Genomic DNA, 10,406 nt, shown 5'->3' with positions numbered 1-10,406 from the left:
CACATGCCCGTACGACCGGGCGCTCGCGGGGGCGTCCGTCACTCCCGTACAGCCGTGCCCAGCGTCACTCGCAGCCCGCCACCCGGCGGGCGAACGCCTTCAGTTCCGTGCGCCAGCGCGGGGAGACGGGGGCGGCCGACGCCACCTCGTCGGCGCGGACCAGGAGGCCCGCGATCGTCTCCTCCGCCTTCTCCCGGGCCTGCGCGTCGAAGAAGACGTCCCGCAGGAACTGGGCGTCGCCGTCGAACCCCGGGCCGCCGCGCAGGAATCCGCGGATCCGCCAGGCCGCGTGCAGGGCGCGCGCGTACTCCTCGTACGGTTCGCGCAGGTCGTCGCGGCCCGCGAGCGCGGCGCCGATCAGCAGGGCGTGGCGCAGCCCGTACCAGCCGGCTCCGCAGCCGGCACCGCAGCCGTCGAGGCACTGGCCGGGCCAGGCGTCGTCGAGGTACTCCGTCGCCGCGGCGGCCTCCGCGTGCGCGCCGATGGTGCGTTCCGTGCGCAGGGCGTCCCACAGCTCCCGGGCCGGCAGCGGGAGACGGGCGGCGATGCGGTCCCCGTACGCCGTCGCGAGGTCGCCCGCGAGGACGGCGGTGTCCTCGCCGAAGCGGCGGGACTCACCGCGCCAGCCGTTGCGTTCGTGCTCGGCGGCGTGGCTGATGTGCAGGGTGGGGATGCCCCGGCGCAGGGTCGCGTTCTTGCGGACGTCGTCCCGGATCATCAGGCAGGTGTCGAGGAGTTCGAGCGCTGCGCACGCGGACACCGCGTCCTCGCCTGCCGGGTCGCCGCCGGCCGCGAGGTAGCCGGTGAGGCAGATGACCGGATGGGCCCGCTCGGCCCCGGCCTGGACCAGCTCGGCCACACCCGCCACCAGGACCGCGCTGCGCGGATCGGCCGTGCGCCGGCTCCGGGTCTCGTCGGCGAGGAGGCGGGCGAGCCGCTCCTCGACCCGGTCGAGCATGGCGTCGCGCAGCTGTCCGGGGCTCGCCGCGCTTCCCGGCTGCCGTTGCGTCGGTGTGGTGGTCATGGTGCCCTCCCTGGTGGGCTACGGCCTCATGACCGACCTTCCAGGCGGCGCCACCGGTGAACCACTCCGTCTCACGTTCAGGGGTATGGACCACTGAATGCGGGGCGGGGCACAACAGTTGTCTGCCATGGCCGGCCGGGCCCGGGCACCGGGCTGCCATGACCTTGCCATGCCGTCAGATGAACTCGGCGACCCCCAGGTGGAAGTCGACGGGGAGGGCCTGGCGGCCGGGGATCTCCAGCTTGCGGTAGACGCGGGTGAGGTGCTGCTCCACCGTGCTCACGGTGATGTACAGCTTCTGGGCGATCTCCCGGTTGGTGTGGCCGTGCACGGCCAGCAGGGCGACCCGCTTCTCCGACTCGCTGAGGCTCGCCACCAGGTCGGCGTGCGGGGCATCGGCCGCGGAAGCCGCCTGCGGGGCCTCGCCGGTGTGGCCGGGCAGGATCTTCACGCACAGGGCCTGCGCCCCGCACTCCTTCGCCACGTGCCAGGCCCGCCGGTTGACCATGGCGGCGCGGGCCGGCTCGCCCAGGACGCGCAGCACCTGGCCGAAGTCGCTCATGGCACGGGCCAGTTCGTAGGTGTCGCCGGAGCGGTGCAGGTCGTCCACGGCCTTGGTGAGCATCGCCTGCCGCTCCTTCGGCTCCCGCAGCGAGGCCCGCAGGCGCAGCGTCATCCCGCGCACCCAGGGGTCGCCCGCGTCCCGGGTGGTCAGCTGGTCGGCCAGGAAGCGGTCGGCCTGCTGGGTCTCGCCGAGCCGGAGCAGCGCCTCCGCCGCGTCGGCCCGCCACGGCAGGACCCTCGGCCGGTCCAGGCCCCAGCGCTTCATGTGGCGGCCGATGTCCAGGAAGTCGCCGAGCGCCGCGTGGAACCGGCTGGTCGCCAGCGCGTAGTGCCCCCGGGCCCGGAGGTAGGCCAGGCCGTGGACGCTGCCGGTCAGCCGCTCGGGGACGGGCCGGCTGAGCACGGCGGCCGCCGCCTCGGGCTGCCCCATGGCGGTCCGGGCCCGCACCAGCGTCGCCATCAGCCCGCACAGCTGGACGCCGCCGCCCCGGGCGGGCACCACGCGCAGGGCGTCCTCGGCCGTCTCCGCCGCGCCGCTCAGGTCGCCGAGGCGCAGCCGGGCCTCGGCGAGGAGCCCGGCGAAGACGGCCTGCCAGCCGGTCGCGCCGCGCTCCGCCGCCTGCCCGGCGAACGTCTCGCACCACGGCACCGCGCGCTCCGCGCCGTCCAGGAAGAGCAGGGTACGCAGGGCCTGGACGGCCGGCTCGACCATGCCCTCGGCCAGCGTGGCCCCGCGCAGGAAGAGTTCGGCGGCCTGAGCGGCTGCCACCTCGTCCGCCTCGGCGGGCAGCGCCCACAGGGCGGCCGGGTGAACGGCGCCCCGGGCGACGCGGCCGAGGTGGTGTCCGGGCGCTCCCGCCGAACGGCGTCCGGCGGCGCCCCACTGCGGGAAGGCGGAGAGCCCGTCGAGCGGGTCGTCGCCGGGGATGTCGCCGTGTCTGCGCTCGGCGCCGGGGTGGCGGCCCTCACCGGCGGCGAGCCGTTCCAGCACCTCCGTCGACTCGTCGATGCGGCCCTGCGCGGCCAGTACCCGGGCGAGCGGGCCCAGCGCGCGGGCGTCCAGCCGTCCGGCGCCGAGGGCGGCCAGGGGTTCGGCGAGGTGGCGTTCGGCGCCGGCCGGGTCGGTGCGCCCGGTGACCACGGCGAGCCGGACGCCCAGCTCGGCACGCACGGTGTCGTCCGGGCATGCCTCACGGGCGAGCGCGAGCAGGTCGGTCGCCCTGTCCGGCTCGGCGTCGGCGGCGTGGTGGTCGGCGGCGGCCCGCAGCACGGGCAGCGCCCAGTCCTCGCCGGTGTGGCGGGCAGCGAGCAGCTGTGCGGCGACGACGGTGTCGGGGGCGCCTGCGGTACGGGCCAGCAGGGCGGCCTCCCGGTGCAGGGCGCGGCGGGCGTCCGGCTCCGTCCGGTCGAGCACGGCGGCCCGGGCGGCCGGGTGGCAGAAGCCGCGCTCCCGGGTCAGCAGCCCCGCGTCCTCCAGGGCGGAGAGCGCGCGGGCGGCGGCGGGTTCGGTGGCGCCGGCGAGGCGGGCGACGTACGGGACGGTCACCAGGGGGTCGAGTACGGCGATGGCCTCGGTCAGCGCGGTGGTGGCGGGCCCGCAGCGGTGCAGGCAGGCCAGGACGGCCTGGGCGTAGGCCTCGCCGGGACGGGTGCCGGGGTCTTGGAGCAGGGCGCGCAGCAGCAGCGGGTTGCCTCCGCTCGCCCGGTGCAGCCGGGCCGCCTCGGCGTCGGTGCGGTCGGGGAGCATGGCGCGGACCGCGTCGGGCGTGAAGCGTTCGAGGCGCAGGCGCGAGAAGTGCGGCAGCCTCAGCAGCTCGGTGCGCAGCAGCGGGTCGTCGCCGTGCTCGTGGACGGACTCGGTGAGGGCGAGGAGCACCTTGGCCTCGCGGGTGCCCCGGGCGAGCTGGAGCAGGTAGCGGCCGGAGAGCTCGTCGACGTGGTGCAGGTCGTCCACGCAGATCACCACGGGCGCGGTGGCGCTCAGCTCGCGTACGGCCGAGGCGAACTGCCGCATGGCGCCGACCCGGCCGGCCTCGGCGGGCGACGGGGGCAGGGGCGGGAGGGTGCCGGGCGGGGCGTCGGCGGTCAGCTGGCGCAGTACGCCGAGCGGATGGCGCCGCTCGTCTGCGGTGGCCATTCCGCGCAGCACCAGGGCGCCGTGTTTCTCGGAATTTCCGGCAACGGTCTCCAGGAATTCGCTTTTTCCACATCCGACCGCCCCTTCGATGAGGAGCAGTCCGGAATTCCCTTCGGCACAGCCTTCGATGAGCCTTTCCAGAAGAGACAGTTCTTCGGCGCGACGGAACAACACCATGAGATCCCCCATGCCCATGTTCCGGCTCTCGGTAAAGATACGGGAATGCGAACCGGAATCAGGACCGATCGAGCGGCGCTTGAGAAGCAATCGAGCTTCAGCATAGGGGCGCGTGCGGCGCGTTCACGGTGGCCGGAACCTGCCAGTCAGCTATCCCCGGGGACGGCCGGAAAGATGCGCCGGGGCGCCACCCCTGCCTGCCCCCGCTGCCGCCGCTCCCTCGGGTAGCCGACGGAGACCTCCTCGAAGCGCACGCCGTCGTACCACGTGGTGCGCGGGATGTGGAGGTGCCCGTACACGACGGCGGCGGCGCGGAAGCGCGTGTGCCAGTCGGCCGTCAGCTCGGTGCCGCACCACTGGGCGAACTCGGGGTGGCGCAGGATGCGGGTGGGCGTACGGACCAGCGGGAAATGGTTGACCAGCACGGTGCGCAGCTCGGGGTCGCAGGCGGCCAGGCGCTGTTCGGTGGCGGCGACCCTGGCCCGGCACCAGGCCTCGCGCGAGGGGTAGGGGTCGGGGTGCAGCATGAACTCGTCGGTGCACACCACGCCCGCCTCGTACGCCTGCTCCAGCGCCTGTTCCCGGGTGGTGGCGGTGGGCGTGCGGAAGGTGTAGTCGTACAGCAGGAAGAGGGGGGCCACGACCAGCGGGCCGCCCGGTCCGGACCAGACCGGGTACGGGTCCTCCGGGGTGTGCACTCCGTACGAGCGGCAGATTTCGACCAATCGCCGGTACCGAGCGTCTCCACGCAACGACACAGGATCATCGCGAAGGGTCCACAGATCGTGGTTTCCGGGCGCCCAGATGACGGCGGCATAGCGTCGGGTGAGCAAATCGAGCACCCAGCTCAGATCGTCGGGTGACTCGCCGACGTCACCGGCGACGATGAGCCAGTCGGCGGGGCTGTCGGGATACAGCTCCTCGACGATCCGGCGGTTCTCCGGGAATGCGACATGGAGGTCGCTGATGCCCATGAGGTTTCCGTGCGCCATTCACCCAGGCTGGACGATCGGCCCGGTGGCGAACACCCCTCTTCGACCCCTCAGTTGACGGCGTGTTACCGAGGTGTGCGGCCGAGCGGCCGGGTGATCCGCCCGGCCGTAGCAGGGGCATGGCAAGGGCCGTGCCGCGCGGTGACAGCCCGGCAGCGGGCGGAGCCGGCCGGCCCGGCCGGATGGCAGCGGGCTGGCAGGAAAGGGCCGCCGGAGAGGGCCGGTCCGCCCGGCCGGGGGCCGCTTCGCTGGCCGGTGCGGGGCGGCGGCGGGAGCGTGGGAAGCGTCCACCCGACGCCCCGACCTGAAGGACTGCCGTGCTCACCGAGCTCCTGCCTTCGACCGTCGCCACCGCCGAGGCCACCGCCGACCCGGCCGGTGTGTTCCTCTTCCCGGAGGAGGAGTCCCTGATCAGCAACGCCGTCCCGAAGCGCCGCCTCGAGTTCGCCACCGTGCGGTGGTGCGCCCGGCGGGCGATGGGGGCGCTCGGGGTGGCACCGGCCGCCGTGCTGCCGGGCAGGCGCGGGGTGCCGCAGTGGGCGCCCTCGGTCGTGGGCTCGATGACGCACTGCGCGGGATTCCGGGGTGTGGCGCTCGCCCGCAGGGAGGACTTCCTGTCCGTGGGGATCGACGCGGAGCCCAACGCCCCGCTGCGGCCGGGCGTGCTGGAGTCGATCGCGCTGCCCCAGGAGCTGCGGCGGACCCGTGAGCTGGCGTGGGCGGTGCCGGAAGTCGCCTGGGACCGGCTGCTGTTCTCCATCAAGGAGGCGGTGTACAAGACGTGGTTCCCGCTCACCGGCCAGGAACTCGACTTCACCGACGCGCTGGTGAGCGTGGACGCGGTGCAGGAGACGTTCACCGCCCGGCTGCTGCCGGACCCGGCCGAGCTGTCCCCGGCGGGGCCCACCTCGTTCAGCGGGCGCTGGTCCGCGCGGGACGGGGTGCTGCTGAGCGCCATCGCCGTGCCCGCGCGCAGACCGGCCGGGTCCGCACACAGCGATGCTCCCCGCATGTGCGCTGCGGGGAGCATTCGCTGAGCCTCGTTCAACCGCGGGCGGCCCTGGTCAGGTGATGGGGCCCCAGCGGTCGTCCTCCGGCCGGTCCCCAGCGGTCGCTCCGAGGTCCGCGGACGCCGAGCTCACCGCGCTGACCGCGCTGTGGCCGGACGTCCCGTGCGAAAGCCCCAGCATGAACTGCCCCCCGATAACGGCCAGAAGTACACCCATCAGCAAAGTCAAGCGAACCAAAGATTCTTTACCATAACTTGCCATTGCGACTCCCCTAGGTCGACGAATGAGCCTTACCTCCGGCTACTGCGTCACCCGAAACCTCCGGCTTCGGAGCTCTCCGGCGACGGGAAAAGAATCTCGGACACCGATCATTCGCGCCAAGGGCTGCACGTTGGCGTAAAGTTACGTGGCAGCAATTACACCGACCAGTGGGGGCTGGCGTGTTCCAAGGGGAGTACGCGGATTCGGGCTTTGCCGAACTGGATGACGTGAGCGCTGCCGCATACGGGATCGCCGTCGAGTGCGGCCGCTTCGACCGGGAACGGATTGCCAAGGACCTGTCCCTCACGCACGACGAGGTCGCCCGGGTCGAGAGCGTGCTGGTCGGTGTCCGCCTGCTCCAGTCGGTGCCGGGTCACTCGCACCAGCTGACCCCCGTCACGCCCGACGCGGCCGCCGCCTCCCTGGTGGGCCCCGCCGAGCGGCAGATCCGCGATCTCCAGCAGGCCGTCACCGAGGTCCGGGCGCAGCTGATGTCGCTGACCCCCCTGTATTTCGAGGGCCGCCGGGTGCGCAACCACCTGGAAGCCATCGACATCATCAGCGACCCCGCCCGCATCCAGGCGCTCCTGGACCACCTCGGGCAGACCTGCAAGAGCGAACTGATCACCGTCCAGCCCGGCGGCGCGCGCCCGGCGGACATGCTCGACGACGCCAGGGCGAGCGCCCTGTCCATCCTGTCGCGCGGGGTACGCATCCGGACCATCTACCAGCACACCGCGCGCAACGACCTGCCCACCCGCTCCTACGTCCGTGACGTCACGGTGCGGGGCGCGGAGGTCCGGACCGCCGACGAGGTCATCGACCGGCTGATCATCTACGACCGGGAGGTGGCCTTCCTGCCGGCCCGGTCGGCCTGCGAGGGCAGCTACCCGGGTGCGGCCGTCGTCCGCGAGCCGACGCTCGTGGCGTTCCTCTGCTCCGTCTTCGAGTACCTGTGGGAGGGCGCGACCCCGTACGTCGTGGAGTCGCAGCGCCCCCCGTCCTCGACCGACGAGCTGAAGTGGTCGATCATCCGGCTGATGACCAAGGGCTACAAGGACGAGATGGTCGCCCGCAGGCTCGGCATGTCCGTGCGCACCTGCCGGCGCCACATCGCGGAGATCACCGAGCAGTTGGAGGCCACCAGCCGCTTCCAGGCGGGCTACAACGCCGCCCGTCAGGAGATGCTCGCCGGTGACACCGCCACGAAGCCCTACTGACCGGGGGCACCATCGCACCGCACCTCACGCACCGGTGCCCCCGCCGTCCTCCTCGTCCAGCGCCTGCGTGATCGCGTCCACGCAGTCCTGGTCGAGCATCGTCGTGACATGGGCGTCCTGCAGCTTGCCGAACCCCGCGTCGTACACCGCCGCGCTGACCACGTAACCGTCCTCAAGGGCGAAGGTGCGGAAGGTCCACTCCTCGCCGGTGCCCGGGGTGCCGTCGGGCCGCTGCACCCGCACCGGGCGGCCGTCCGGGCCGAAGCCGAATTCGGTGAAGCGGAACTGCATGCCCTGCCCGATCGCCTTGGAGTACGCCTCCTTCAGCGTCCACAGCCGCACCAGCGCACCGTTGCGCTCCTTCTCCGGCATCCCGGACAGCAGGACCGCCTCGTACGGCGTGCAGATGTGCCGGACGAGCCCGCCGCCGTACATGTCGCGGTCGGCCCGCTCGGCGTCCACGCCGATCAGCCCGCAGGTGGTCAGCCCCACGAGCAGCAGGTCCTCGGTGTGGCTGAGGCTGATGTCGATCTGGTCGCAGCCGCGCAGATACGGGCGCCCGGTCGGCCCGTACGCCAGCTCCAGGTCGGCCGGCTCACTGGCGAGCACCGCCCCCGCCGCGTGCTTGAGCAGCATCCGGGAGGCCACGTACCGGTTGCGTACGTCGGAGTGGGTCAGGTCCAGATAGCGCGTCCAGTCCCGGCCGAGGAGCTCGCGCAGACCGTCGCCCGAGGGCACGGCGGGCTCCAGGTCCTTCAGCCAGGCGTAGGCCAGGGCGCTGCCGTGCGCGGCGAGGTCGTCCCCGACCCTGCTCCACGAGTCACCTCCGGGAACCACGGCGACGGGCTCACCGAGCGGTGAACCGAGCGTGACGCTGCCCGGGGCGGTCATCCGTACTCCTTAACGAGGGTGTGAATGTCCCGGAGGCTCTGCGCCTCCAGCAGACGGTGCACCGGTACGCGGTGGCCGGACTCCTCCAGGAGCACCACCAGCCGGAGCAGGTTCAGCGAGTCCCAGCCGGGCACCTCGGTGAGGGCGAGGTCGGCTCCGGCGGGGTGCTCCACGTCCAGGCCCAGGTCGTCGCCCACGATCCGCAGGAACGCGTCGAGGCCGGTCGGGTCGTCGGCGCTCATCGGGGTGCCCTTCCGGGCTCGGTGACACGTATGTGGCCGGGGACCTCCGGCAGAACCGTCAGATCGTGGCGGTACTCCAGGGCCCCGCTCCCGCCCTTCCCCGCCCCGGGGCCTTCACGGGTGAGGAACCCGCAGGACGGATACAGGTCCCGGGCCCGGGAATTGCGGGCGGTGGGTACGTAGCGGGCGTCCACGGTGTGCAGTCCGAGACGCCGGGCTCTACTCAACAGTACGGCGAGGAAGGCGCGTTCGACGCCCCGCCCGAGCACCCTGCAACTGAGCCACAGGTTGTCCAGCCGCCACTGCCCGGGGGACCGGCCGATCAGCACCGCGCCGACCAGCCCGTTGTCCCCGAACCGGTCGGCGGTACGGGCCACCAGCACCTCGCGCTCCGGGCCGGCCGCCAGGCCCGCCACGGCCGCCTCGGTGAGACCGCCCCCGGCGAGATTGAACTGGTTGGTCCGCAGGGTCAGCTGCGAGATCCGGGCCGCCTCGTGCGGACGCGGCGGCCCGACCTCCAGCCGTACGTCCAGGGCCCGCAGGAACTCCTCGTGCGAGCCCGATCCGGCGTGCAGCTCCCGGCGCGCACGGCGGGCCCGGTACTCACCGGTCCTGGTCCGGTCCTCCTCGGTCAGGCCGACCGTGTCGAACCAGCCGTCCGCGAGGAGCCGTGCGATGTGCGTCGCGGGCTCGTCGTCGAGCGCCACCACGGCGACCCCGGGCAGGCCGTGGCGCACCTGCGCCCGCTCGGCCGCCGAGTCGTCCGCGAAGACCAGGGCGTCGGTGGACAGGTCCAGCTGCCCGGCGATGTCGGCGAGGTTGCCGTCCTTCGGCTCCCAGTTGGCGTTGACCGCCACGAAGTCCCGTGCGCGCAGCACCAGATCCGGATGGTCCGTCAGCACCCGGGCCACCTCCGCCGCGTCGTTCTTGCTGCTCACCGCGAGCAGGACGCCCTGGGAGCCGAGCTGCTTGACGCAGGTCTGGAAGGCGCCGAACGCCTCCCCGCGCAGGGTTCCCGCGGCGGCGACGCCGTCGGGCCCCTCCTCGGCGAGCACCCCGTCCCACAGCGTCCGGTCGAGGTCGAGCACCAGGCATTTGCGGGTGGCGCCGCGCAGGGCCCGCGCCAGGTGGGCGACCTCCCTGGCGTACCCGGCCAGCAGCCCGGCGCCGAGCCGGACCTTGGCGTACCGGGCCAGGCGGGGGTCGGTGACCGGGCCGCCGTCGGCCGTGAGCGGGTCGAGGTCGATGACCACCAGGCCCGGTGAGCGCTCGGTGAGCCGCAGCAGCCGCGCGTTGAACTCCCGCCACACCGCCCCGAGCCGGGCCCGGGAGCGGTGGTCGATGAGCTGCCTGCTGTACGTGAGGGGCAGCGGCAGGGTGTTGAGGACCAGGGTGCCCGGCGCGGCGCCGGCCAGTGCGGCGCACCGGTCCAGCACCGCGCCGGCGGCCGCCTCGACGTCCTCGGGCCGCCACACCCCGGGGACCTGCTCGAACACCGTCTCGGCGTCCAGCAGGCAGAGGGTGAGGTCGGGGGCGGCGGTGTGCAGCTCGCTCGTGGTGTCGGTCAGGTCGCGCAGGTAGGTGCCGTGCTCACCGAGGACGGGGCGCAGGAGCAGCCCGTGGCGGGCGAGTTCGCCCCGGAGCGGGTCGAGGACCTGGCCGACGGTGGACTGGCCGGTGACGGCGACCGTGACGACCGGGGTCGCCGGGTGGTGGCTCAGCACGGCCCCGGGGGCGATGCCGCCGAGGAGGCGGCCGGCCGCGGCGGTGTCCGCCCGTGCGCCGCCGGGCTCCTCCTCGGCGAGGGCGGCGGCGACCTGGTCGTACGCCTTCTCCAGCAGCCCGCGCTTGCGCAGGTCGCGGAGGTGGTCGAGGCCCGTGCTCATCG

Annotated in this window: 9 protein-coding genes; 2 read left to right on the top strand and 7 right to left on the bottom strand. The window is 73.5% G+C overall.

The genetic code is table 11. The features are described from left to right. Nucleotides 1-64 precede the first annotated feature (64 nt). The 3 genes from OG242_RS16440 to OG242_RS16430 all read right to left on the bottom strand — a co-directional run bounded on the left by OG242_RS16440 (nucleotide 65) and on the right by OG242_RS16430 (nucleotide 4,894). Complete coding sequence (locus tag OG242_RS16440) at nucleotides 65-1,024, bottom strand: polyprenyl synthetase family protein (RefSeq protein WP_405898883.1); 960 nt, start codon at nucleotides 1,022-1,024, stop codon at nucleotides 65-67. Nucleotides 1,025-1,199: 175 nt separating this feature from the next. After that, complete coding sequence (locus OG242_RS16435; protein ID WP_405898882.1) at nucleotides 1,200-3,902, bottom strand: AAA family ATPase; 2,703 nt, start codon at nucleotides 3,900-3,902, stop codon at nucleotides 1,200-1,202. Between the two features lie 146 nt (nucleotides 3,903-4,048). Continuing rightward, entirely contained in the window at nucleotides 4,049-4,894 is an 846-nt protein-coding gene (locus OG242_RS16430; protein ID WP_405898881.1) for a metallophosphoesterase family protein, read from the bottom strand. Nucleotides 4,895-5,211: 317 nt separating this feature from the next. Between OG242_RS16430 and OG242_RS16425 the strand changes: the two genes are divergently transcribed. Beyond that, nucleotides 5,212-5,931, top strand: a complete 720-nt coding sequence (locus OG242_RS16425; RefSeq protein ID WP_405898880.1) for a 4'-phosphopantetheinyl transferase — start codon at nucleotides 5,212-5,214, stop codon at nucleotides 5,929-5,931. A 27-nt stretch (nucleotides 5,932-5,958) separates the two neighbouring features. On the opposite strand, the gene OG242_RS16420 is transcribed toward OG242_RS16425, so the two are convergent. Continuing rightward, nucleotides 5,959-6,120, bottom strand: coding sequence for a hypothetical protein (locus tag OG242_RS16420; protein ID WP_405898879.1), 162 nt, complete (start codon nucleotides 6,118-6,120; stop codon nucleotides 5,959-5,961). Between the two features lie 272 nt (nucleotides 6,121-6,392). On the opposite strand from OG242_RS16420, the gene OG242_RS16415 reads away from it, so the two are divergent. Further along, the gene (locus tag OG242_RS16415) at nucleotides 6,393-7,385 is read left to right on the top strand and encodes a LuxR C-terminal-related transcriptional regulator (protein ID WP_405898878.1); all 993 of its coding nucleotides are present in this window, start codon (nucleotides 6,393-6,395) and stop codon (nucleotides 7,383-7,385) included. Between the two features lie 24 nt (nucleotides 7,386-7,409). Here the strand turns inward: OG242_RS16415 and OG242_RS16410 are convergent, their stop codons facing one another. The 3 genes from OG242_RS16410 to OG242_RS16400 are packed head-to-tail and all read right to left on the bottom strand — an operon-like array spanning nucleotide 7,410 to nucleotide 10,404. After that, nucleotides 7,410-8,276, bottom strand: a complete 867-nt coding sequence (locus OG242_RS16410) for a 4'-phosphopantetheinyl transferase family protein (protein WP_405898877.1) — start codon at nucleotides 8,274-8,276, stop codon at nucleotides 7,410-7,412. Next, on the bottom strand, nucleotides 8,273-8,518 hold the full coding sequence (locus OG242_RS16405; RefSeq protein WP_405898876.1) for a phosphopantetheine-binding protein: 246 nt from the start codon (nucleotides 8,516-8,518) through the stop codon (nucleotides 8,273-8,275). Before OG242_RS16405 ends, OG242_RS16410 begins: the two co-directional genes overlap by 4 nt. After that, nucleotides 8,515-10,404, bottom strand: a complete 1,890-nt coding sequence (locus OG242_RS16400; RefSeq protein WP_405898875.1) for an HAD-IIIC family phosphatase — start codon at nucleotides 10,402-10,404, stop codon at nucleotides 8,515-8,517. Before OG242_RS16400 ends, OG242_RS16405 begins: the two co-directional genes overlap by 4 nt. Nucleotides 10,405-10,406: the final 2 nt, after the last annotated feature.

This window comes from Streptomyces sp. NBC_00727 (genome assembly GCF_045161745.1).
Taxonomy (GTDB): domain Bacteria; phylum Actinomycetota; class Actinomycetes; order Streptomycetales; family Streptomycetaceae; genus Streptomyces.
The sequence above is the reverse complement of the archived record's forward strand: the minus strand, read 5'-3'. Positions and strand labels throughout refer to the sequence as shown.

Excerpts from the sequence above, each read along its gene's own strand:
- OG242_RS16405 (WP_405898876.1), bottom strand. The coding sequence starts at position 8,518 with ATGAGCGCCGACGACCCGACCGGCCTCGACGCGTTCCTGCGGATCGTG.
- OG242_RS16430 (WP_405898881.1), bottom strand. The coding sequence starts at position 4,894 with ATGGCGCACGGAAACCTCATGGGCATCAGCGACCTCCATGTCGCATTC.
- OG242_RS16440 (WP_405898883.1), bottom strand. The coding sequence starts at position 1,024 with ATGACCACCACACCGACGCAACGGCAGCCGGGAAGCGCGGCGAGCCCC.
- OG242_RS16410 (WP_405898877.1), bottom strand. The coding sequence starts at position 8,276 with ATGACCGCCCCGGGCAGCGTCACGCTCGGTTCACCGCTCGGTGAGCCC.
- OG242_RS16420 (WP_405898879.1), bottom strand. The coding sequence starts at position 6,120 with ATGGGTGTACTTCTGGCCGTTATCGGGGGGCAGTTCATGCTGGGGCTT.
- OG242_RS16400 (WP_405898875.1), bottom strand. The coding sequence starts at position 10,404 with ATGAGCACGGGCCTCGACCACCTCCGCGACCTGCGCAAGCGCGGGCTG.
- OG242_RS16435 (WP_405898882.1), bottom strand. The coding sequence starts at position 3,902 with ATGGTGTTGTTCCGTCGCGCCGAAGAACTGTCTCTTCTGGAAAGGCTC.